Origin of the sequence: Blastococcus sp. HT6-30 (genome assembly GCF_039729015.1) — a bacterium.
In the GTDB taxonomy this organism is placed as follows: domain Bacteria; phylum Actinomycetota; class Actinomycetes; order Mycobacteriales; family Geodermatophilaceae; genus Blastococcus.
The window spans coordinates 1,628,514-1,650,829 of the sequence record NZ_CP155792.1 but is presented as its reverse complement, the minus strand read 5'-3'; the positions used below and the strand labels follow the sequence as shown (position 1 = coordinate 1,650,829).

The 22,316-nt window shown below is 73.9% G+C and carries 22 protein-coding genes; 3 read left to right on the top strand and 19 right to left on the bottom strand.

Going from position 1 to position 22,316, the window contains the following annotated elements; translation table 11 throughout:
• Positions 1 to 11: 11 nt before the first annotated feature.
• The 3 genes from ABC795_RS07955 to ABC795_RS07945 form a co-directional block, all read right to left on the bottom strand.
• A complete protein-coding gene (locus ABC795_RS07955; protein ID WP_347060447.1) occupies positions 12 to 296 on the bottom strand; it encodes a hypothetical protein in 285 nt (94 codons plus the stop codon).
• The gene (locus ABC795_RS07950; protein ID WP_347060446.1) at positions 296 to 721 is read right to left on the bottom strand and encodes a DUF948 domain-containing protein; all 426 of its coding nucleotides are present in this window, start codon (positions 719 to 721) and stop codon (positions 296 to 298) included. Before ABC795_RS07950 ends, ABC795_RS07955 begins: the two co-directional genes overlap by 1 nt.
• Before the next feature lie 97 nt (positions 722 to 818).
• Complete coding sequence (locus ABC795_RS07945) at positions 819 to 2,153, bottom strand: replication-associated recombination protein A (protein ID WP_347060445.1); 1,335 nt, start codon at positions 2,151 to 2,153, stop codon at positions 819 to 821.
• A 115-nt stretch (positions 2,154 to 2,268) separates the two neighbouring features.
• Here ABC795_RS07945 and ABC795_RS07940 point away from each other — a divergent pair, with 115 nt between their 5' ends.
• Both ABC795_RS07940 and ABC795_RS07935 read left to right on the top strand, forming a co-directional pair.
• Positions 2,269 to 3,129, top strand: a complete 861-nt coding sequence (locus tag ABC795_RS07940) for an aldo/keto reductase (RefSeq protein ID WP_347060444.1) — start codon at positions 2,269 to 2,271, stop codon at positions 3,127 to 3,129.
• Positions 3,130 to 3,592: 463 nt separating this feature from the next.
• Complete coding sequence (locus tag ABC795_RS07935; RefSeq protein WP_347060442.1) at positions 3,593 to 3,841, top strand: DUF559 domain-containing protein; 249 nt, start codon at positions 3,593 to 3,595, stop codon at positions 3,839 to 3,841.
• Positions 3,842 to 3,979: 138 nt separating this feature from the next.
• On the opposite strand, the gene ABC795_RS07930 is transcribed toward ABC795_RS07935, so the two are convergent.
• Genes ABC795_RS07930 through ABC795_RS07910 form a run of 5 tightly spaced genes read right to left on the bottom strand, consistent with a single transcriptional unit; the run spans position 3,980 to position 9,886 of the window.
• The gene (locus tag ABC795_RS07930) at positions 3,980 to 5,071 is read right to left on the bottom strand and encodes an alanine--glyoxylate aminotransferase family protein (RefSeq protein ID WP_347060441.1); all 1,092 of its coding nucleotides are present in this window, start codon (positions 5,069 to 5,071) and stop codon (positions 3,980 to 3,982) included.
• A gap of 57 nt (positions 5,072 to 5,128) precedes the next feature.
• Positions 5,129 to 6,904, bottom strand: a complete 1,776-nt coding sequence (gene aspS, locus ABC795_RS07925) for an aspartate--tRNA ligase (RefSeq protein WP_347060439.1) — start codon at positions 6,902 to 6,904, stop codon at positions 5,129 to 5,131.
• 53 nt (positions 6,905 to 6,957) lie between these two features.
• Positions 6,958 to 7,941, bottom strand: coding sequence for an aldo/keto reductase (locus ABC795_RS07920; protein ID WP_347060438.1), 984 nt, complete (start codon positions 7,939 to 7,941; stop codon positions 6,958 to 6,960).
• Between the two features lie 2 nt (positions 7,942 to 7,943).
• The gene (gene hisS, locus ABC795_RS07915) at positions 7,944 to 9,206 is read right to left on the bottom strand and encodes a histidine--tRNA ligase (protein ID WP_347060437.1); all 1,263 of its coding nucleotides are present in this window, start codon (positions 9,204 to 9,206) and stop codon (positions 7,944 to 7,946) included.
• Positions 9,203 to 9,886: an MBL fold metallo-hydrolase gene (locus tag ABC795_RS07910; protein ID WP_347060436.1), complete on the bottom strand. Its 684-nt coding sequence runs from the start codon at positions 9,884 to 9,886 to the stop codon at positions 9,203 to 9,205. Before ABC795_RS07910 ends, hisS begins: the two co-directional genes overlap by 4 nt.
• Before the next feature lie 159 nt (positions 9,887 to 10,045).
• Here ABC795_RS07910 and ABC795_RS07905 point away from each other — a divergent pair, with 159 nt between their 5' ends.
• On the top strand, positions 10,046 to 10,894 hold the full coding sequence (locus ABC795_RS07905) for a peptidylprolyl isomerase (RefSeq protein WP_347060435.1): 849 nt from the start codon (positions 10,046 to 10,048) through the stop codon (positions 10,892 to 10,894).
• A gap of 46 nt (positions 10,895 to 10,940) precedes the next feature.
• Here ABC795_RS07905 and ABC795_RS07900 read toward each other — a convergent pair whose 3' ends face one another.
• From ABC795_RS07900 to ABC795_RS07850, 11 genes are all read right to left on the bottom strand, one after another.
• Positions 10,941 to 13,394, bottom strand: a complete 2,454-nt coding sequence (locus tag ABC795_RS07900) for a bifunctional (p)ppGpp synthetase/guanosine-3',5'-bis(diphosphate) 3'-pyrophosphohydrolase (RefSeq protein ID WP_347060433.1) — start codon at positions 13,392 to 13,394, stop codon at positions 10,941 to 10,943.
• A gap of 92 nt (positions 13,395 to 13,486) precedes the next feature.
• Complete coding sequence (locus tag ABC795_RS07895) at positions 13,487 to 14,071, bottom strand: adenine phosphoribosyltransferase (protein WP_347060432.1); 585 nt, start codon at positions 14,069 to 14,071, stop codon at positions 13,487 to 13,489.
• Positions 14,068 to 15,390: a protein translocase subunit SecF gene (gene secF / locus ABC795_RS07890; protein WP_347060431.1), complete on the bottom strand. Its 1,323-nt coding sequence runs from the start codon at positions 15,388 to 15,390 to the stop codon at positions 14,068 to 14,070. The genes ABC795_RS07895 and secF overlap by 4 nt, the downstream gene beginning before the upstream one ends.
• Positions 15,387 to 17,048, bottom strand: coding sequence for a protein translocase subunit SecD (gene secD / locus ABC795_RS07885; protein WP_347060430.1), 1,662 nt, complete (start codon positions 17,046 to 17,048; stop codon positions 15,387 to 15,389). The genes secF and secD overlap by 4 nt, the downstream gene beginning before the upstream one ends.
• Before the next feature lie 14 nt (positions 17,049 to 17,062).
• A complete protein-coding gene (gene yajC, locus ABC795_RS07880) occupies positions 17,063 to 17,377 on the bottom strand; it encodes a preprotein translocase subunit YajC (RefSeq protein ID WP_347060427.1) in 315 nt (104 codons plus the stop codon).
• Between the two features lie 145 nt (positions 17,378 to 17,522).
• A complete protein-coding gene (gene ruvB / locus ABC795_RS07875; protein ID WP_347060426.1) occupies positions 17,523 to 18,647 on the bottom strand; it encodes a Holliday junction branch migration DNA helicase RuvB in 1,125 nt (374 codons plus the stop codon).
• Positions 18,644 to 19,279: a Holliday junction branch migration protein RuvA gene (gene ruvA / locus ABC795_RS07870; protein WP_347060425.1), complete on the bottom strand. Its 636-nt coding sequence runs from the start codon at positions 19,277 to 19,279 to the stop codon at positions 18,644 to 18,646. Before ruvA ends, ruvB begins: the two co-directional genes overlap by 4 nt.
• A complete protein-coding gene (gene ruvC / locus ABC795_RS07865; RefSeq protein ID WP_347060424.1) occupies positions 19,276 to 19,845 on the bottom strand; it encodes a crossover junction endodeoxyribonuclease RuvC in 570 nt (189 codons plus the stop codon). The genes ruvA and ruvC overlap by 4 nt, the downstream gene beginning before the upstream one ends.
• Positions 19,846 to 19,952: 107 nt before the next feature.
• The gene (locus ABC795_RS07860; RefSeq protein ID WP_347060423.1) at positions 19,953 to 20,714 is read right to left on the bottom strand and encodes a YebC/PmpR family DNA-binding transcriptional regulator; all 762 of its coding nucleotides are present in this window, start codon (positions 20,712 to 20,714) and stop codon (positions 19,953 to 19,955) included.
• A complete protein-coding gene (gene pdxT / locus ABC795_RS07855; protein ID WP_347060422.1) occupies positions 20,711 to 21,373 on the bottom strand; it encodes a pyridoxal 5'-phosphate synthase glutaminase subunit PdxT in 663 nt (220 codons plus the stop codon). The genes ABC795_RS07860 and pdxT overlap by 4 nt, the downstream gene beginning before the upstream one ends.
• Positions 21,374 to 21,396: 23 nt before the next feature.
• Positions 21,397 to 22,227 carry a DUF418 domain-containing protein gene (locus ABC795_RS07850; RefSeq protein ID WP_347060421.1) on the bottom strand — a complete coding sequence of 277 codons (831 nt, stop codon included), beginning with the start codon at positions 22,225 to 22,227 and terminating at the stop codon, positions 21,397 to 21,399.
• Between the last annotated feature and the right edge of the window lie 89 nt (positions 22,228 to 22,316).

Genomic DNA, 22,316 nt, shown 5'->3' with positions numbered 1-22,316 from the left:
GGCTGCGGGGGTCAGAGGTCGGCGGCGTGCGCCCCGCGGCGCAGGGCTGCCGCGTCACCGGCCTCGGGCAGCGGCGCATCGAGGCCCGTCCCGGCGCGCAGCTCCAGCTCCCGCTCGCTCATCGCCTCGCGGACGTCGGCACCGAAGTCCCCGATGGCGTCGGCCAGGTCGCGCAGCCCTTCGGCGATCGAGGCCCCGATGCCGGCCGGCGTCATCTTCTCGGCCGCGGCGGAGAGCTTGCGGACGACGAGCGCGCCGATCGTGACGCCCATGGCGAGCCAGAACAGCCGGCGCATCAGGCGGCCCGCCGGGCGGCACGGCGGGCACGGCGCTCGGCCTTGTCCCGCGCGGCGGCGTCGGCCAGCGCCTGGCCCTCGCGCTTCTTCCTCGTGGCGCTGCGCACGCCGTAGCTGAACGCGGCGACCTTGATCAGCGGACTGCCGATCGTGGCGGCGACGACGCTGGTGAGCGCGGCGACGTTGCTGGAGACGCTGGCGGCGTTGCCGGTGATGTCGTCGACCCGCTCCAGGTTGCTGTTCACGTGCGCGACCGTGGTGCTGGCTTGGCCGAGGATCGGAGCGCTCTGCTCACGCACCTGGCGGATGGTCAGGGTGGTCTCGTCGAGCGTCCGGCCCAGCTTGAGCAGCGGCACGGCCACCAGTGCCACCAGCAGCACCAGCGCCCCGGCTGCGATCAGCCCGGCGATCTCTCCTGCGGACACGCGTGCTCCTGTTCTGAGGGGGTGGGCGCCGGGAGCGGACTCCGGCCTCGTCACAGTAGTCGCGGCCCCCCGCTGCCGTCCGTCCCCCGCCGGGGCGTCATCGCGGGCGTCGGACGATCGCCCGTAGCTTCGCCAGCCGGTCGGCCAGCCGTGCCTCGGCGCCGCGGCCGGTCGGCCGGTAGTAGTCCTTGCCGACCAGGGCGTCCGGCGGGTACTGCTGCGGGACCACGCCGTCGGGGTGGGCGTGCGGGTAGACGTAGGTCCTGCCGTGACCGAGCTTCTTCGCCCCGGCGTAGTGGGCGTCCCGCAGCCCCGGCGGGACCGGCCCGCCCAGCCCCGCCCGCACGTCGGCCATCGATTCCCCGATGCCCACGGTGACCGCGTTGGACTTCGGCGCCGTGGCCAGGTGCACCACCGCCTGGGCCAGCGGGAAGTGCCCCTCGGGCATGCCGATGAAGGCGACCGCGTCCGCGGCCGCCACCGCGGTGAGCAGCGCCGTCGGGTCGGCCATGCCGATGTCCTCGCTGGCGCTGATGACCAGCCGCCGGGCGATGAAGCGCGGGTCCTCCCCCGCCGTGACCATGCGCGCGAGGTAGTGCAGCGCGGCGTCGACGTCGCTGCCGCGGATGGACTTGATCAGCGCGCTGGCGACGTCGTAGTGCATGTCGCCCTGCCGGTCGTAGCGCACGGCCGCCTGCGCGACCGCGGTCTCCAGCGTGGCGAGGTCGATCTCCGGCGCGCCGGCCGCCCGGGCCGCCCCGGCACCGGACTCCAGGCCGGTGAGGGCCTTGCGGGCGTCGCCGCCCGCGACCCGGACCAGGTGGTCCTCGGCCTCGGCGCTGAGCGTCAGCTCACCGGCCAGCCCCCGCGCGCTGGTGAGGGCACGGTGCAGGACCGAGCGGATGTCGTCGTCGGTGAGCGGCTGCAGCGCCAGCACGAGGCTCCGGGAGAGCAGCGGGCTGACGACGGAGAAGAACGGGTTCTCGGTGGTGGCGGCGATCAGGCTGACGATCCGGTCCTCGACCGCGGACAGCAGGCTGTCCTGCTGCGTCTTGGAGAACCGGTGCACCTCGTCGATGAAGAGCACGGTGCGGCGGCCGGCGTAGGTGAGCTCGCGCCTGGCGCTCTGGATGACCGCGCGGACCTCCTTCACCCCGGCGTCGAGGGCGGAGAGCTGCACGAACTGGCGCTTGGTGGCCAGGGAGATGACGTGCGCGAGGGTCGTCTTGCCGGTGCCGGGTGGGCCGTGGAGAACCAGGGACATCGGCTCGTCGGACTCGACCAGCCGCCGCAGCGGGGCGCGGTCGCCGAGCAGGTGCTGCTGGCCGACGACCTCCTCCAGCGCTCGCGGCCGCATCCGCACCGCCAGCGGCGCACCCGGGTCGACGCCGGCGGGGCCCTCGTCCTCTGGTGCGTCGAACAGCGATGTCACGGCGACACCGGTTCGCTCCCGCGACGCGCTGCGCTCCTCGCTCGTTCCTCGCTGCGATCTCCACGCACCTGTCCGCTCACGGGTCAGAACGCTACTCGCGGGGCACGACGTCCCCATGGAACAGCGACGCATCGGGAGCCAGACCGTCGGCGCCGTCGGGCTCGGGGCCATGCCCCTGTCCACGAAGGACGACCGGCCCTCGCACGACGACGCCGTCGCGGTGGTCCACGCGGCCCTGGACGCCGGGGTGACGCTCGTCGACACCGCCGATGCCTACTCGCGGGACGAGGCGGAGTTCGGGCACGGCGAGTCGCTCGTGGCCGAGGCGCTGGCCTCCTACGGCGACGGCGCGCGGGACGTGCTGGTGGCCACCAAGGGCGGGCACACCCGGCGGGGCACCGACTGGGAGCTGGACGGGACGCCGGCCTACCTGCGGCGGGCCTGCGAGGCGTCGCTGCGCCGGCTCGGCGTCGACGCGATCGGCCTGTACCAGCTCCACCGGCCCGACCCGGCCACCCCGTGGGAGGACTCGATGGGGGCGCTGCGCGCGCTGGCCGACGAGGGCCTGGTGCGGATGGTCGGCATCTCCAACGCCGACATCGCACAGATCGACGTCGCGCGGTCCATCGTCGGGGACGCGCTGGTCAGCGTGCAGAACCAGTTCTCCCCCGGCTACCGGTCCTCGCACGGTGAGCTCGAGCACTGCGCGGCGCACGGGCTGGCCTTCCTCCCGTGGAGCCCGTTCGGCGGGGTGACGGCAGCCGGGTCACTGGGGTCGACCGCACCGGCGTTCAGGGAGGTGGCCGACGAGCTGGGGGTCTCGGTGTACCGGGTGACGCTCGCCTGGCACCTGGCCCAGGCCGACGCCGTGGTGCCGATCCCAGGGGCGTCCCGGGTGGCGTCGATCCGTGACTCCGCGGCCGCCGCCGACCTGCAGCTCAGCCCCGACCACCTGGCCCGCCTCGACGCGGCCTGAGCCCTCCGGTCCACGTCGGCCCAGCTCACCGAGTGGGCAGTTGCGGTCGTCGACACGCGGGGGCACGCCGGCTCCAACGACCACGAGTGCCCTCTCGGCGGTCCACAGGCGGGCTCCGGTTGCACAGATCCAGCGCCCGCACCCCACCGCCGCCGGGGCGCCCCGACGCTGCCGTGGTGGACCGCGTGCAGCTGCCGCCTGCCTACACCCGCTCGGAGTCGTCTGCCGCCGGGCTGCTGCCCCCGGGTGAGCTGCTCGCGGTGGGCGATGCGGTCATGCGGGCCGGCCACCTCGACGCCGCCACGCTGACCGGTCGGCTGGATCTCGCGGCCGGGCGCCGGGGCGTCGTCGCCGCGCGGGCCCTGGCCGGGCATCTGACGCCCCTGGCCGCGTCCCGGCCGGAGAGCCTGGTGCGCCACGCGTTGCTCAGCAGCGACCTCCCGATGCCCGAGGTCCAGGTCCGGTGCACGACCCGTGGGGCCGGGTGGTGGCCCACGCCGACCTGGGCCACCGGCGCTGGAAGATCGCCGTCGAGTACGAAGGACGGCAGCACGCCGAACGGGAGCAGTTCGACCGGGACATCGAGCGGTACTCCCTCATGGCCGCCGACGGCTGGCTGGTGCTGCGGTTCGGGCGCGCGGTGCTGGAACGGCTCGACACCGTGGTCGACCGGACCCGTCGAGCGCTGATCAGCCGAGGCGCGACGTGGTGACCGCCGGTTCCGGGACCGAGTGGGCAGTCGCGGTCGCCGACACGCGCGGACACGCCGGCCCCGGCGACCACGACTCTCCTCTCGGGCGCCGGTGCTGCCATCGCGCGGCCGGGCCGGCGCGGCGCGACCGCCGGGGCGTCAGCGACCGAGGACGTCCTCCAGGGCGGCCAGCACGAGGGCGACCTTGGCGGGTGAGGCGTTGGGGCCCATGAGGCCGATGCGCCACACGGTCGAGGCATAGGCGCCCACGCCCCCGCCGATCTCCAGGTCGTACCGCTCCAGCAGCTCCTTGCGCACCGCCGCCGAGTCGACGCCCTCGGGAACCTTCACGGTCGTCAGCTCCGGGAGCCGGTGCCCCTCGGCGGCGAACAGCTCCAAGCCGAGTTCGGCCAGCCCCTCGTGCAGCAGCCGGCCGGCCTCGGCGTGCCGGGTGTGGACGGCGTCGAGCCCCTCGTCGAGGATCCGGCCGAGCCCGGCGTGCAGCGACACCACCATCCCGGTCGGCGCGGTGTGGTGGTAGGTGCGCCCGCCGGTGCCGGCGGCCTCGCCCGCATACCCGCCGAGCATGCCCAGGTCGAGGTACCAGCTCTGCGGCTTGTCGATCCGCCGCTCCCAGGCCCGGTCGGAGATCGTGAACGGCGCGAGCCCCGGTGCGACGCCGAGGCACTTCTGCGATCCCGAGTACGCGAGGTCCACGCCCCACTCGTCGAGCGAGACCGGGATGCCGCCGAGCGAGGTGACGCAGTCGGCGAGCAGCAGCGCGTCGCCCTTCCCGGCGGCCAGCGGCGCCATGTCCGACAGCACCCCGGTGGAGGTCTCGGCGTGCACCGCGGCGATGAGCTTGGGCGACGGGTGCGCGGCCAGCACCCGCTCGGCGTCGACCGGCTGTCCCCACGCGTGCTCCACGGCGATCACCTCGGCCCCGCAGCGGCCGGCGACGTCGACCATCCGCTGTCCGAACAGCCCGTTCACCGCGACGACGACGACGTCCCCGGGCCCCACGGTGTTGACGAACGCCGCCTCCATGCCCGCCGACCCGGTGGCCGAGAGCGGGAGCGTGCGCCGGTTGGCCGTGCCGAAGACCTGCCGCAGCCGGTCGGAGGTCTCGTCCAGCACCTGCAGGAAGACCGGGTCCAGGTGGCCCAGCAGCGGCTGGGCCAGGGCCACCTGGGCCTCCGGGTAGGGGTTGGACGGGCCGGGACCGAGCAGGGTGCGGGCACGCAGCGGCATGTCCCGGACGCTACCGGTGCGTCCGGCGGACCGCCGCAGGGCCGTTGGCGGGGTCAGCTACTTCGTCGGATCGGACGGGCCGGGAGCCCCCGGCTCCCCGGGGAGCGCGGGCTCCTCCGGCTTCGCGTCGATGCCCGCCTCCGTGCGCTGCGCGTCGGTGATCGGCGTCGGCGCACCGGTCAGCGGGTCGTAGCCGGCGCCGGTCTTGGGGAAGGCGATGACCTCGCGGATGGACTCGACCCCGGACAGCAGGGCGCAGGTGCGGTCCCAGCCGATAGCGGCCCCAGCGTGCGGCGGCGGGCCGTAGGCGAACGCCTCGAGGAAGAAGCCGAAGCGCTCCCGCGCCTCCTCCCGCGACATGCCGAGGGTCTGGAAGACCTTCTCCTGCAGCGCGGCGTCGTGGATACGCACCGAGCCGCTCATCAGCTCGTTGCCGTTGACCACCAGGTCGTAGGCATCCGACAGCGCCGCGCCCTTGTCCTCGGCGAACCGGTCGCGCCACTCGGGCGTGGGCGAGGTGAACGGATGGTGCATGAAGGTCCAGTTGCCGTCCTCGGTCTCCTCGAACATCGGGAAGTCCACGACGAAGAGGAACGACCAGGTACCCGGCTCGACGAGGTCCAGCCGCTTGGCGATCTCGTTGCGGGCGGCGCCCAGCAGCTCCTGCGCCGAGCGCCGGGCCCCGGCGGCGAAGAAGACGCAGTCACCGGGCTTCGCCCCGACGGCCTCGACCAGGCCGGCGCGCTCTGCGTCGGAGATGTTCTTCGCCACCGGCCCGCCGAGGGTGCCGTCCTCGGCGATCGTCACGTAGGCCAGCCCGCGGTAGCCCCGCGACTTCGCCCAGTCCTGCCACGCGTCGAACGCCCGGCGCGGCTGCGAGCCACCGCCCGGCATGACGACGGCGCCCACGTAGGGCGCCTGGAAGACGCGGAACGGGGTGTCGGCGAAGTAGGCGGTCAGCTCGGTGAGCTCCACGCCGAAGCGCAGGTCGGGCTTGTCGGACCCGAACCGGTCCATCGCCTCGCGGTAGGTCATCCGCGGGATCTCCGGCACTTCGTAGGAGGCCAGCTCCCGCCACAGCGAGCGGACGACGTCCTCGGCGACGGCGAGCACGTCGTCGCGCTCGACGAAGCTCATCTCGAAGTCGAGCTGGGTGAACTCCGGCTGCCGGTCGGCGCGGAAGTCCTCGTCCCGGAAGCAGCGGGCGATCTGGTAGTACCGCTCCAGGCCGCCGATCATCAGCAGCTGCTTGAACAGCTGCGGCGACTGCGGCAGCGCGTACCACTTGCCCTGCTGCAGCCGCACCGGCACCAGGAAGTCGCGGGCGCCCTCCGGCGTCGAGCGGGTCAGGTTCGGCGTCTCCACCTCGACGAACCCGTGCCGCGCCATGACGTCACGGGCCACCCGGCTGATCTCCGACCGCAGCCGGATGGCCTTCGCCGGCCCCTGCCGGCGCAGGTCGAGGTAGCGGTACCGGTAGCGGACGTCGTCAGAGGCCGCCTGGTCGGTCTCGATCGGGAAGGGCAGCGGCGCCGCGGCCGACAGCACCCGCAGCTCGGTGGTCGCCACCTCGATCTCGCCGGTCGGCAGCTCCGCGTTCTCGTTGCCCTCCGGGCGGCGGCGCACCTCCCCTGTCACGAGCACGCAGTACTCGTTGCGCAGCGAGTGCGCCTCCTCCTCGCGGACGACGACCTGCACGTAGCCGGAGGCGTCGCGCAGGTCGAGGAAGACCACCCCGCCGTGGTCGCGCCGGCGGGCGACCCAGCCGGCGAGGGTGACGGTGGTGCCGGCGTCGGACGTGCGCAGCGTTCCGGCGTCGTGGGTGCGGAGCACGGGGAATTCCTTCGGGTGGGTGGCGGGAGATGGTGCAGAGAGGGAGGAGTGGCTCACCAGCGGTCGTGCACGTGGGCGCGGATGCGCTCGTCGTACAGCCGCTCGAGGTCGGAGAGCTGGGCGTCCGACAACGGCGCCATCGTGGCCGCCGCGGCGTTGCCGCGGACCTGGGTGACGTTGCGCGCCCCCGGGATGACGGTGGTGACGCCGGGCTGGTCGATGACCCAGCGCAGGGCGAAGGCGGCCGTCGGCACGGCGTCGCCGGCGATCGCGGCGACCTCCCGGGCGGCCTCGATGCCGACCTCGAAGGGCACCCCGGCGAACGTCTCGCCGACGTCGAAGGCCTCGCCGTTGCGGTTGAAGTTCCGGTGGTCGTCGGCCGGGAACGTCGTCGACTCGTCGTACTTGCCCGTGAGCAGCCCGCTGGCCAGGGGCACGCGGGCGAGGATCCCGACGCCGGCGCGCTGCGCAGCGGGGAGCAGCTCGTCCAGCGGCTTCCGCCGGAAGATGTTGAGGATGACCTGGATCGTCTGGACCCCCTCGTGCTCCAGGGCCGTCAGCCCCTCCGCCACGGTCTCCACGGAGACGCCGTACGCGGCGACGGACCCGTCGGCGACGAACCCGTCGAGGGTGTCGTACACCCGCTGGTCGGAGTAGACGGCGGTCGGCGGGCAGTGCAGCTGCACGAGGTCGAGGGTGTCGACACCGAGGTTGCGGCGGGACCGGTCGACCCAGGCCCGCAGGTTCTCCGGGGTGTACTGCTCGGCGGTGAACGGGTCCGCGCGCCGGCCGGCCTTGGTCGCCACGAACGGCCGGTCGGCGCGCGGCGCCAGCGCCTTGCGGATGCGCTCCTCCGAGCGGCCGTCGCCGTAGACGTCCGCGGTGTCCAGCAGGGTCACGCCGGCGTCGAGCGCGGCGTCGAGGACCGTACCGGCGGTGTCCTCGTCGACCTCCCCCCAGTCACCACCGAGCTGCCACGTGCCGAGGCCGATCACGCTGACGTCTGCCCCGGTCCGGCCGAGTGGTCGCTGTTCCATGCTCATCCCTCCACACTCGCACGCACCGTCTCCAGCAGCTCCCCCACCGGGACGGCTCGCTGCTCGCCGGTGCCCATGTCCTTCAGCTGGCCCACGCCCTCGGCCAGGTCGCGCTCCCCGATGACGACGACGTGCGAGGCGCCGGAGCGGTCGGCCGCCTTCATCGCGCCCTTGAGCCCGCGGTCGCCGTAGACGGTGTCGGCGGCGATCCCCGCCTGCCGGAGCTGACCGACCAGCCGGACCGCCAGCCGCTTGGCCTCCGTCCCGAGCGGGACGACGAACGCCTGCACGCCCGCCACCGCCCCGACGTCGAGGCCCTCGGCCTGGACGGCGAGCAGCGTGCGGTCGACCCCGACGGCGTAGCCGATACCCGAGACGTCGGGGCCGCCCAGCGCCGCGGACAACCCGTCGTAGCGCCCCCCGCCGCCGATGGCCGACTGCGCGCCCAGCCCGTTGTGCACGAACTCGAACGTCGTCTTCGTGTAGTAGTCCAGACCGCGCACCAGCTTGGGCGCCTCCGTCCAGCTCACGCCCAGGTCGGTGAGGTGCTGACGGACGGCGTCGTAGTGGGCTCGGGTGGAGTCCGAGAGGTGGTCGACCATCAGTGGGGCGTCGTCGAGCTGCGCCTGGACCTCCGGCCGCTTGTCGTCGAGCACCCGCAGCGGGTTGATCGCCGCCCGCCGCCGCGTCTCCTCGTCGAGGTCGAGCTTGTCCAGGTAGGCGACGAGCAGCTCGCGGTACTGCGGCCGGCAGGTGGCGTCACCGAGCGAGGTCAGGAGCAGCTCGAAGTCGGTCAGCCCCAGGTCGCGGAAGCCCTGGACGCCGAGCGCCACCACCTCGGCGTCCAGCGCGGGGTCGTCGACGCCGAGCGCCTCCATGTCCACCTGGGTGAAGTGACGGTACCGCCCGGCCTGCGGCCGCTCGTAGCGGAAGGCCGAGCCGACCGTCCAGAGCTTCGCCGGCAGCGCGCCGGCGTGCAGCCGGTGCTCGATGAAGGCCCGCATCAGCCCGGCGGTGAGCTCGGGGCGCAGGGTCAGCGAGCGCCCGCCCCGGTCCTCGAACGTGTACATCTCCTTGGTCACGACATCGGTGGACTCACCGACGCCGCGGGAGAAGACGGCGGTCTCCTCGAACACCGGCGTCTCGACGTACCCGTAGCCGGCCCGGCGCAGCGGTGCGGTCAGCGCATCGCGGACGGCGAGGAACCGCGCCGACTCCGGGGGCAGGATGTCGAAGGTGCCCTTGGGAGCGGTCAGCCCGCTCACAGCCCGCGCCCCTTCGGCGCGGAAGCCGCCTCGGCCAGGTACGGGTTGGTGGCCCGCTCGCGGCCGATCGTGGTCGCCGGACCGTGACCGGGCAGCACCACCGTCTCGTCGGCCAGCGGCAGCACGACGTCCTGCAGGGACCGGAGCATCGCGTCCCACGAGCCGCCGGGCAGGTCGACGCGGCCCACCGAGCCGGCGAACAGCACGTCGCCGGCGAGCAGCCCGGGTGCCTCTCCCAGGTCCAGCTCGAAGACGACCGAGCCCTGGGTGTGGCCGGGCGCGTGCCGGACGGTGAGGTCCACCCCGGCCAGCGAGAGCACCGCGCCGTCGTCGAGCGTGCGGACGTCCGACGGGTCGGGCAGCCGCACCCCGGTGATCAGCGGGGCCAGCGCGGGACCGTGCCAGCGCACCGGGTCGCTGAGCATGCCGTGGTCGCTCGGGTGCAGGTAGGCCGGGATGTCGTAGCCGTCGCACACCGGCAGCACCGAGAAGGTGTGGTCGAGGTGGCCGTGGGTCAGCACGACCGCGACCGGCTTGAGGCCGTCCTCGGCGAGCATGCGGGCCAAGGGCTCGACGGCGTCCATGCCCGGGTCGACGACGACGCACTCCGACCCCGGCCGGGAGGCGACCGCGTAGCAGTTGGTGCCGAACGCGCCGGCGGGGAACGAGCGGATGAGCACCCGTGCAGGTTACGCGGGGCCACCCGCGGGTTCCGGCGCTGCCAGGGATCGCCCAGGTCCGCCACCTAGACTCGCACCCCGACCAACGCCGCAGCCGCCCGTCCGCACCGCCGTCGAGGCCGCCCACCGCGCCCCCGTCCGCCCGAGGAGTCCGCACCCGTGCCCACGAACAAGCAGCGTCGCGAAGCCGCGCAGCGTCACCTGCAGCGTCAGCTGGAGCGCCGCGCCGAGCAGGCGAAGAAGCGCCGCCGCAACCTGGGCGTCCTCCTCACCGCGCTCGCCCTGGTCGTCGTGGCCGGCGCGGCGCTGCTGATCACCGGCGCGTTCGGCGGCGACGACACCGACGACCGGGCGGCCGGCACGACCACGCCGACGACCCCGGCCGCGACCAGCTCGGCGGCCGCGCGGACCACCAACGCCGACGGCACCGTCACCTGCGAGTACCTGCCGGACGAGTCGGGGAACACCAACCTCACCGACGTGGGCACCCCGCCGGACCCCGAGGCCACCCCCACCCAGGGCACCGCCACGCTCCTGATGGAGACCAGCCAGGGAGACCTCACCCTCACCCTCGACCGGGCGAAGGCCCCCTGCGCCGCGGCCAGCTTCGTGTACCTCACCGAGCAGGGCTTCTACGACGACACCTCCTGCCACCGGCTGGTCAACGCGGAGACCTTCGGCGTCCTCCAGTGCGGCGACCCCACCGGCACCGGGGCGGGCGGCCCGAGCTACAAGTACGCCGAGGAGGTCACCCCGGAGACCACCTATCCCCGGGGGACCGTCGCCATGGCCAAGACCGCGGCGCCCAACAGCACCGGTGGCCAGTTCTTCCTGACCTTCGTCGACACCGAGCTGCCGCCGGAGTACACCGTCGTCGGCACGATCGACGAGGCGGGACTCGCGGTCCTCGACCAGGTCGCCGCCGGCGGCGTCCAGGGCGCCGAGGGCCCCGGCGACGGCGCGCCGAACATCCCCGTGACCATCGAGGACATGGCCGTCGTCGGGTGAAGGACCCCGTCCCTCGCAGGCTCGGGACGAGCCTCCGGACCGGGCCTCAGGCGGTGACGCGCTCGACGTCGAAGACGCCCTCCACGTTCCGTACCGTCTGCAGCACCGCGCCCAGGTGCGCGGGGTCGGCGAGCTCGAAGGTGAACCGGCTGATGGCGACACGGTCGTGGCTGGTCTGCACCGAGGCCGAGAGGATGTTGACCCGTTCGTCGGCCAGGGCCTTGGTGACGTCCGAGAGCAGCCGGTGCCGGTCGAGGGCCTCGACCTGGATGGCCACCAGGAACACCGCCCCCGGCGACGAGGCCCACTCGACCTCGACCAGACGTTCAGGCTTGCTCCGCAGGTCCCCCGCGTTGGTGCAGTCGGTGCGGTGCACGCTCACGCCGCCGCCGCGGGTGACGAACCCCAGCACGTCGTCGCCCGGCACCGGGGTGCAGCACTTGGCGAGCTTGGCCCAGACGTCGGTCATGCCGTGGACGACGATCCCGGGGTCCCCGCCGGCCGGACGGCGCGCGACCGGGCGGCGGGTCGGGATCGCGGTCTCGGCGATGTCCTCGGCCGCGCCCTCGCTGCCGCCGAGGGCCGCCATCAGCTTCTCGACCACCGAGGCGGCCGAGAGCTGGTTCTCCCCCACCGCCGCGAACAGCGCGGTGACGTCGGCATAGCGCAGGTCCTTGGCCAGGGTCGACAGGGCCTCGCCGCCGAGGAGTCGCTGCAGCGGCAGGCCCGCCTTGCGCATCGCGCGGGTGAGCGCCTCCTTCCCCGCGTCGACGGCGTCCTCGCGGCGCTCCTTCGTGAACCACTGGCGGATCTTGGTGCGCGCCCGGGACGAGCCGACGAACGACAGCCAGTCCTTCGACGGGCCTGCGTTCGGCGACCGGGAGGTGAAGATCTCGACGACGTCGCCGTTGCTCAGCTTGCTGTCCAGCGAGACCAGCGAGCCGTTGACCCGCGCCCCGATGCAGCGGTAGCCGACCTCGGTGTGCACGGCGAAGGCGAAGTCGACCGGCGTCGCCTCGCCGGGCAGGCTGACGACGTCGCCCTTCGGCGTGAAGACGAAGACCTCCTGCGGACCGAGGTCGTAGCGCAGCGTCTCGAGGAACTCGCCGGGCTCCTGGGCCTCGCGCTGCCAGTCCAGCAGCTGGCGCAGCCACAGCATGTCGTCGGGCGAGCCGGCCTTCGGCGGGGCGCCGAACTCCCCGGCGCTCGGCTTGCCCCCGGCGCGGGCCTTCTCCTTGTACTTCCAGTGCGCGGCGATGCCGTACTCGGCGGTGCGGTGCATGTCGTGCGTGCGGATCTGCAGCTCGACCGGCTTGCCCTGCGGCCCGATGACCGTGGTGTGCAGCGACTGGTACATGTTGAACTTCGGCATCGCCACGAAGTCCTTGAAGCGGCCCGGCACCGGCTGCCAGTGGGCGTGCATGATGCCCAGCGCGGCGTAGCAGTCCCGCACCGAGTCGACGAGGATGCGGATCCCGACGAGGTCCCAGATGTCGGTGAAGTCGCGGCCGCGGACGATCATCTTCTGGTAGATCGAGTAGTAGTGCTTGGGCCGGCCGGTGACGACGGCATCGATCTTGGCCGCCTTGAGCTGCTCGTTGACCGTCGTGGTGACCTCGGCCAGGTAGGTGTCCCGGGACGGCGCCCGCTCGGCCACCAGCCGCACGATCTCGTCGTAGCGCTTGGGGTAGAGCGTGGCGAACGCGAGGTCCTCGAGTTCCCACTTGATCGTGTTCATGCCCAGCCGGTGGGCCAGCGGGGCGAGGATCTCCAGCGTCTCGCGCGCCTTCTTCTCCTGCTTCTCCGGCGGGAGGAAGCGCAGCGTGCGCATGTTGTGCAGCCGGTCGGCGAGCTTGATGACCAGCACCCGCGGGTCGCGGGACATCGCGACGATCATCTTCCGGATCGTCTCGGCCTGGGCGGCGTCGCCCAGCTTCACCTTGTCGATCTTGGTGACGCCGTCGACGAGGTGGGCCACCTCCGACCCGAAGTCGGTGGTGATCGTCTCCAGGGTGACGCCGGTGTCCTCGACGGTGTCGTGCAGCAGCGCCGCGATCAGGGTGGTGGTGTCCATCCCGAGCCCGGCGAGGATGGTGGCGACGGCCAGCGGGTGGGTGATGTACGGATCACCGCTCTTGCGCTTCTGCGACGAGTGCGCCGCCTCGGCGACGTCATAGGCCCGCTGCAGCAGCGCCAGGTCGGCCTTCGGGTGGCTCTGCCGGTGCAGGGCGGCCAGCGGCTCGAGCACCGGCCGGACCAGGCCGCCGCGCTGCCCCGCGACGATGCGCCGGGCCAGCCGGTCGCGGACCCGGCGCCGGGGGGCGCCCGACTCGGGGTCGAGGGGCTCGGGGCCCACGTCGTCGGGACGGCGCACCACGGGTCGCTCGGGCAACGGGCTCCGGACCGGCGCATCCCCCGCCGGGCCGGGCCCGGTCGCCTGCGCGCCGGCGGCGGAACCGGGCCGCGCGGCAGCCGTGTCGGCGGCTACTTCGGAAGCCACGGCGACTCCTGCGGCTGGCAGAGGGGGGACCTTACCCATGCTAGCGGGACCCTGCCCGTGGACGCCGCGCCGACGAGTGCCTTCTCCCCCGGTCAGGTCGTCCAGAGGGCGTGCACGGCGTGCGGTACCAGCACCTGCCGCCCGCCGAGCGCGGCGAGCTCCACGACGACCGAGACCGCGGCGACCACCCCGCCCAGCTGCTCGACCAGGGCGACCGCGGCCGCCAGCGTGCCGCCGGTGGCCAGCACGTCGTCGACGACCAGCACCCGCTGACCGGGCCTGATCGAGTCGGAGTGCAGCTCCAGCGTCGCGGTGCCGTACTCCAGCGCGTAATCCGCCGCGATCCGCTCACGCGGCAGCTTCCCAGCCTTGCGCACCGGGACGACGCCCACCCCGGCGTCCAGCGCGACCGCCGCCGCGAGCAGGAACCCGCGTGCCTCCACGCCGACGACGACGTCGAAGTCGTGCCTCCCCGGGCTGCTGGCCGCCAGCGCGGCCGCCCGCGGGTCGGAGACCGCCGGCGCCGCCAGCCCGTCGACCATGCGCCGGAAGGCCACCCCGTCGGCGAAGACGGGCGTGAGGTCGCGGAAGACGACGCCGGGCTGCGGGTGGTCGGGCACGTCGACCGTGAGCGAGGCGATGAGCTCGTCGAGCGGCTGCTCGGTGGGACCGCTCACCGGCGGCGCTTGACCATGGGCCGGCTGCGGCCGTCGGGGCGCTGTGGGCGGGCACCCGGACGCGGCGCCAGGGTGGCACCCCGCGCTCCGTCCGGCCGGACCGAGGCCGGCGACTCGACGACGACGTCCGCGGTCACCGTCCCCGGCAGGTCGGCCACGGCAGTCGCGCCGCCCGGTCGGCGCCGGCGGGCGCTGGCCACCGGCCCGGCCGGGGCACCACCGGTGCGGGCCGCCGAGGAGCGCCGGGCGAGCACCCGGCGGCGCAGCGCCTCCTGGGCCGGCTCGCGCTCCTTGAGGTCGGCCACGATCGGCGTCGCCAGGAAGATCGACGAGTAGGTGCCGGCGGCCAGGCCGACGAACAGCACCAGCGCGAGGTCCTTGAGCGTGCCGACGCCGAGCAGCCCGGCACCGACGAAGAGCAGGCCGGCGACCGGCAGCAGCGCGATGACCGACGTGTTGATGGACCGCATCAGCGTCTGGTTGACCGCGAGGTTCGCCGCCTCGCCCCACGTCATGCGGGCGCTGCGCTCGAGGCCGCGGGTGTTCTCGTCGACCTTGTCGAAGACCACGACGGTGTCGTAGAGGGAGAACCCCAGGATGGTGAGGAAGCCGATGACGGTCGAGGGGGTCACCTCGAAACCGACCAGCGCGTAGACACCGGCGGTCACGATGATGTCGTGCGCCAGCGCGCCCATCGCGCCGACCGCCATCTTCGGCTGGAAGCGCACAGCCAGGAAGAGCACCACGGCGACGAGGAAGACCACGAGCGCCACCAGCGCCTGGCTGGTGATGTCCTCGCCCCACTCGGCGCTGACCGACTCGGGGCTGACCTGGTCCGGCGCGATGCCGACCGCGTCGGCCACCGCGTCCACGACGGCGCGCTCTGTCTCGTTGTCCAGCTGCGCGGTGCGCAGGAGCAGGGTGTTGCCGCCGACCACCTGGGCGGTGGCGACCTCCGCCCCGGCGTCCTCCGCCGCGGCTCGGGCCTCCTGCAGCTGCTGCTCGGTGCCGGGCAGCCGGAAGCTGTTGCCGCCCTCGAAGTCGATGCCGAAGTTGAAGCCCCGGAAGACCATCGAGGCGATGCACAGCAGCACGACCACCGCGGTGATCCTGTAGATCAGCCGGCTGCGGCCGACGACGTCCAGCCCGGCCTCCCCGTTGTACAGCCGCTGGGTGAGGCTCCCGCGCCGGCCGCCTCCCGTCGCGGGAGCCGCCGGGACGTCGTCGCCTCCGGGGTCCTGCGGCAGCCCGGCGTCGGCGAGCGCGTCCTCGCCGACGCCCACCTGCGCCTGCTCCGCCGGGTCGGTGGGGCGGGTCATGAGGTGCTCCTGTCCTGGCGGCCCGCCCCGGAGGCGGCGCCGACGAGCTCACGGCCGCGGGCCGGCGCACCGGCGTCCGGACGGCGGGTGTGCTGCACCCGGCCCAGACCGGAGAACCGGTTCCGGCCGAAGCCCTTGAGCCGGGACAGCACCGCCATTAGCGGGTGGGTGAAGAGGAAGACGACCACGAGGTCCAGAACGGTCGACATACCGAGCGTGAACGCGAAGCCCTTCACGTCGCCGATCGCCAGCAGGTAGAGGATCGCCGCCGCCAGGAAGCTGACCGCGTCGGCCGAGAGGATCGTGCGGCGCGCACGGACCCAGGCCCGCGGCACCGCCGAGCGCAGCGACCGGCCCTCGCGGATCTCGTCCTTGAGGCGCTCGAAGTAGACGACGAACGAGTCGGCGGTGATGCCGATGGACACGATGAACCCGGCGATGCCGGCCAGGCTCAGCGTGAAGCCGATCTCGCGGCCGAGCAGGATCAGGCAGCCGTAGACGACCACCGCCGACAGCGCGAGGCTGGCGATCATGACCAGGCCGAGCAGCCGGTAGTAGAGGAGCGCGTAGACGAACACCAGCGCGATGCCGATGGCGCCGGCGATCAGGCCGGCCTCCAACTGCTCCTCGCCGAGCTCGGTGGAGATCGACTGCGCGGTCGCCTGCGTGAAGGTGAGCGGCAGGGCGCCGTACTTGAGCTGGTTGGCCAGCTCCGTGGCCGACTCCTGGTCGAAGTCACCGGTGATGGTGGTCTGCCCGTTGATCGCCCCCTGGATGGTCGGGGCGGAGATCACCCGGCCGTCCAGCGTGAAGGCGACGCTGGCCCCGACGTTGGCGGCCGTGTAGGCGGCCCAGGTCTCGCGCCCCCCGGACTCGAAGTCCAGCAGGACGACCCAGCTGCCGTCGGTCGGGTCCGTGGCGGCGCTGGCGTCGGCGATCTCGGTGCCCTCGATGATCGTGGGGCCGAGCAGGTACTTGGCGGCGCCGTCCTCGCTGCAGGCGGCGACGTGGTCGTCGGGCCGCGAGACCTCACCGATGAGGTTCTCGGCCTCGCAGGTGAGGGTCGCGTAGGCCGCGGCCGCCTCCTCCAGCGTGACGGCGGGGGCGTCGGGGTCCGGGAGCGCCGGGTCGGCGACGGCATCGCCGGTGGGCTCGTCGGCGGTGGCCTCGTCGCCACTCGCATCGCCGGTCGCCTCGGCGGCGTCCCCGGTCGGGCCACCGTCTGCCGTCTCGGCGCCCTCGTCGGTGGCCTCCTCGTCGGTGGCCTCCTCGGCCGGGGTGGCGGCGGCGGGCCCGTCGAGGACCGGCCGGAAGCGCAGCTGCGCCGTGGCGCCGAGCTCGCGGGCCTGCTCGCCGTCGTCCCCGGGGACGGAGATGACGATGTTGGAGTCACCCTCGGTGACCACCTCGGCCTCGGCGACGCCGAGGCCGTTCACCCGCTGCTCGATGATCCGGCGGGCCAGCTCCAGGTCCTCCTGGGCCGGCGCCTGGCCGTCCGGCGTGCGGGCGGTCAGCGTGACGGTCGTGCCGCCGCGCAGGTCCAGCCCGAGCTGCGGGGTCCGGGTGTCCCCGGTGAAGAAGACGAGCCCGTAGAGGAGCGCCACGATCAGCGCGAACGCGGCGAAGTAGCGCCCCGCGGGGAGCGAGCGGTTGGCCACGGAGGTCGTCCGGGTCAGACGGTGCCGTCGGCCGGGCGCGAGGGGTCGTCGTCGACCGCCTGCGTCGCGTCGGCCGGGCGCCGCACCTCGAGGACGGCCTGGCGGGCGAACGTGACGACGACGCCGGGAGCGATCTCCAGGTCGACCGTGGTGTCACCCAGCGCGGCGACGGTGCCGTGCAGCCCGCTGGAGGTCATGACCGGGGTGCCGATCGTGAGCGAGGCCTGCATGGCGGCGTTCTGCTCCTGCATGCGCTTGCGCTGCCGGGCGGGCAGCACGAACAGCACGACGGCCAGCAGGGCCAGCATGATCAGCGGGAAGAACTCCACGACAGGTGCGCCTCTCTTCCGCGGCTGGTGCTCCGCGGTGGTGCGGTCCGGGACGGGACCGCTCGGGTACGTCGGCACCGGCACGCGCGGGCGGACGGGACGCGCGCGTCCCCGGCCTGCGAGTTGCGCGCCAGCGTCCGGGAGTCTAGGCGTCGAACAGTGCTTCTGACGACGACCCCGGTGCCTGCGGGTCTGCTGTGACCCGCCCGAGGGGGACGCCGCCCCGCGGCACCGGGCGTCCGAGGTGCTGCCAGGCGGCTTCGGTGGCGACGCGCCCGCGCGGGGTGCGGGCCAGCAGGCCCGCCCGCACGAGGAAGGGCTCGCACACCTCCTCGACGGTGTGCGGCTCCTCCCCCACCGCCACCGCGAGGGTGGCGACGCCCACCGGCCCGCCACCGAACTTGACCACGAGCGCCTCGAGGACGGCGCGGTCGAGACGGTCCAGGCCGAGGTGGTCGACGTCGTAGAGGGCCAGCGCCGCCTCGGCGACCTCGCGGGTGACCCGGCCGTCGGCCTCGACCTCGGCGTAGTCGCGCACCCGGCGCAGCAGCCGGTTGGCGATCCGGGGGGTGCCCCGGGACCGGCCCGCGATCTCGGCCGAGCCCTCGTCGGTCAGCTCCACGCCGAGCAGCGCGGCGCTGCGGGCGAGCACCCGCCGCAGGTCGGCGGGTTCGTAGAACTCCATCTGGCCGACGAAGCCGAACCGGTCGCGCAGCGGGCCGGTGAGCAGCCCGGCACGGGTGGTGGCGCCCACGAGGGTGAACGGGTTGATCTCCAGCGGGATGGCCGTGGCACCGGGCCCCTTGCCGACGACGACGTCGACCCGGAAGTCCTCCATCGCCATGTAGAGGAGCTCCTCGGCGGGGCGGGCGATGCGGTGGATCTCGTCGATGAACAGGACGTCGCCGGGCGCGAGGTTGGAGAGCATGGCGGCGAGGTCGCCGGAGCGCTCGATGGCGGGCCCGCTGGTGATCTTCACCGACGTGCCGAGCTCGGAGCCGATGATCAGCGCCAGGCTCGTCTTCCCCAGCCCGGGCGGCCCGGACAGCAGCACGTGGTCGGGGGTGCGGCCACGCCGCTTGGCGCCCTCGAGGACGAGAGCGAGCTGGCGGGCCACCTTCGGCTGGCCGATGAAGTCCTCCAGCGAGTGCGGCCGCAGCGCGGACTCGACGACCCGCTCCTCGTCGCCGGCCTGCGGAGACACCGCCCACTCCGGGGGCACCTCACCGGCCAGCTCGCCGGTCAGCGAGCGGTCGAACGGGGCGCTCATGCCCTGCCCAGGAGCTGGAGGGCCTGGCGCAGCAGCACCGCGACCTCGACGCTGCCCGTCGCGACGACCTGCTCGTCGGCCACCGGCGCGAGCTGGGTGACCGCGTTCTCGGCCTCCTTGGCGCTCCAGCCGAGCCCGACGAGCGCCGAGGTGAGCTGGTCGCGCCACGGGGCCACCGGGGTGACCGGCAGGCCGGCGGGCGCCGGCGCGTCCAGCGCGGTGTCGGTGCTGGTCGAGCCGAGGCGGTCGCGCAGCTCGAGGATGAGCCGCTCGGCACCCTTCTTCCCGATGCCGGGTACCTGCATGAGGGCCTTGACGTCGGCCATCGACACCGCCCGGCGGACCTCCCGCGGCGGGTGGATGGCCAGCACGGCCTGGGCCAGGCGCGGGCCGACGCCGTTCGCCGTCTGCAGCAGCTCGAACAGCTGGCGCTCGTCGTCGTCGGCGAAGCCGTACAGGGTGAGCGAGTCCTCGCGCACCACGAGGCTGGTGGCCAGCCGCGCGGCCTCGCCCACCTGCAGCCGGGCGATCGTGCCGGGGGTGCACTGCACCGCCAGGCCGATCCCGCCGACCTCGACGACGGCGCCGTCGGGCCCCACGGCGGCCACGCGGCCGTGCACGCTGGCGATCATCGGGCCGCCACCCCCGTCCAGCGCGGCAGCGTGGTGGCGCGCACGGGGGCGCCGATGCCGCCGGCGATCGCGGCGGTGCGCAGCCGCTGCTGGGCCGGGCCGCGCCATGCGTGGCAGACCGCGAGGGCCAGCGCGTCGGCGGCGTCGGCCGGCTTGGGGGCGGCGGCGAGCCCGAGGACCCGGGTGACCATCAGGGTGACCTGATCCTTGTCCGCGCGGCCGTTGCCGGAGATGGCCGCCTTGACCTCGCTGGGGGTGTGCCAGGCGACCGGCCGGTCGGCCTGCGCCGCGGCGAGCGCGGCGACGCCGGCCGCCTGCGCCGTCCCCGTGGCGGTGCCCCTGTTGTTCTGGGTGAAGACCCGCTCGATCGCCACGACGTCGGGCCGGTGCTCGCGCAGGAGCGCCGTCACCGCGGTGTGCAGCTCCAGCAGCCGCAGCTCCAGGTCGAGCTCCGGCACGGTGCGGACCACGCCGACCCCGATCGCCGAGGGACGCGCGCCGGGACGCCCGTCGACCACACCCCAGCCGCACCGGGTGAGACCCGGGTCGATGCCGAGCACCCGCATGAGAAGCCTTCCGCCGAACCGAACGCTTGTTCGACCTACGCTAACCGCAAGCTCCCGGCGCGCGCCCGCAACACGCCCACGGGCTCGTCGACCGCCTCGCCCGGGCGTCAGGCTTCGGCCGCGACCTTCTCCATGACCTCGTCGGGCACGTCGTAGTTCGCGTAGACGTTCTGCACGTCGTCGAGGTCCTCGAGGGCGTCGATGAGCCGGAATACCTTGCCCGCGCCGTCCTCGTCGAGCTCCACCTGCACGCTGGGCTGGAAGCCGGCCTCGGCGGAGTCGTAGTCGATGCCCGCATCCTGCAGCGCCGTGCGCACGGCGATGAGGTCACCGGGCTCGCACAGCACCTCGAAGGTGTCGCCGAGGTCGCGGACCTCCTCGGCACCGGCGTCCAGGACGGCGAGGAGCACACTGTCCTCGTCGACGCCGTCGGCCCGGGGCACGACCACGACGCCCTTGCGGGAGAAGAGGTAGGAGACCGATCCCGGGTCCGCCATCGAACCGCCGTTGCGGGTCATGGCGGTGCGGACCTCCATGGCCGAGCGGTTCTTGTTGTCGGTCAGGCACTCGATGAGCACGGCGACGCCGCCCGCGGCGTAGCCCTCGTACGTGATGCCCTGGTAGTCGACGCCGCCGGCTTCGAGGCCGGCGCCGCGCTTGACGGCGCGGTCGATGTTGTCGTTGGGGACCGAGCTCTTCTTGGCCTTCTGGATGGCGTCGAACAGCGTCGGGTTGCCCGCCGGGTCACCGCCGCCGGTGCGGGCCGCGACCTCGATGTTCTTGATCAGCTTGGCGAAGAGCTTGCCCCGCTTGGCATCGATGCCGGCCTTCTTGTGCTTCGTCGTCGCCCACTTGGAATGGCCGCTCACGGCAGTCCCCTCTCGTCCCCGGCGTCCAGGCCGGCCCTCTCGGCCAGGTGACCGCGCACGATGTCGACGAACAGCGCGTGCACCCGGCGGTCCCCGGTCAACTCCGGGTGGAAGCTGGTGGCCACCACGTTCCCCTGGCGGACCGCGACGATCCTACCGTCGGCCGGACCCCCGACGACCCGGCCGAGGACCTCGACCCCGGGGCCGGCCTCCTCGACCCACGGCGCCCGGATGAAGACCGCGTGGAGCGCGCCGCCGTCCAGACCGGCCAGATCCACGCGCGATTCGAAGGAGTCGACCTGCCGGCCGAAGGCGTTCCGCCGCACGGTGGCATCCAGGCCACCGATCGTCGGCTGGTCCGGCGGCGCGTCCAGCAGCCGGTCGGCCAGCAGGATCATGCCGGCGCACGTGCCGTAGGCGGGCAGGCCCGCGCGCACGGCGTCCCGCAGGGGTTCCAGCAGGCCGAACCGGCCGGCGAGCCTGGCCATCGTCGTCGACTCGCCACCCGGGACGACGACGCCGTGCACGCCGTCGAGCTCCTCCGGGCGGCGCACCGGCCGGGGGTCGGCGCCCTCGGCCCACAACGCGGCCACGTGCTCGCGGACGTCGCCCTGGAGCGCCAGGACCCCGATGACAGGACGTGCGGAGCCGGTGGACACGGCCGCCCACGCTACGGCGCCGCTCAGCGGGCCGGGGACGACGGGGCGAGCCCGGCCGCCCGGCTCGAGGTCCAGGTGAGCAGTGACTCCAGCGGTCCGCGGCCCACCGTGCGCCGCCACACGACGGCGCCGACCAGCGCGGCTCCGGCGAACCACAGCCACAGCACCGGGCCCTGCACCCGGCCCGGCGTGGCGTCCATGAGGATCCGGATGGCCAGGAGGTGGGCGGAGTACACGGTCAGCGCCATCGCCCCCACCGCGGCGAACGGCGCGGCCGGACGCGGCAGCCGCTCGGCCACCAGCAGGCAGGCCACCACCACCAGGAGGGCGAACCCGGTGGAGCCGACGACCTCGAAGGTGGTCCCGCTGTGCGGTTCGGCGCCGGTCAGCCAGCGGATGCTGACGATCCCCGGGACGCCGAAGCCGGTCTCCGGGCCAGCGGACGGCACACCACCGGCCAGCAGCCGCGCGCTGAGCCAGCCACCGCCGTAGCCGACGACCGCGGCGACACCGCCCGTCGCGGCCACCCGGCGCCGCACGGCGACGGAGGACAGGTCGAGACGCCCCACCGCCAGTCCGACCAGGACGAAGACGATCCACAGCAGCGCCGGGTAGTAGCCGGTGACCAGCAGCGAGGGGACGAGCGCGTCCGCCACCCCCGCGGTGGTGAGCGCCTGCCCGGCGACCACGAGCAGCGGCGGGACGGCGACGGCGACGGCGGCCGCGGTGACGAGCAGCCGGCGCACCGGCCAGCGGAGAAACGGCAGCACCAGGACGAAGAGCACCCCGTAGACGCCGAGGATGACCGCGACGAAGGTGCCCAGCTGCTGCAGTACCCAGCCGATCGCGAACACCCAGAGCGCGCGGGCGAGGATCCGGCAGCCGCACCCGGGTCAGCTCGCGGCCGGCGGGCGGCCGGGTGCGCCCGGAGAGCAGGGCGACC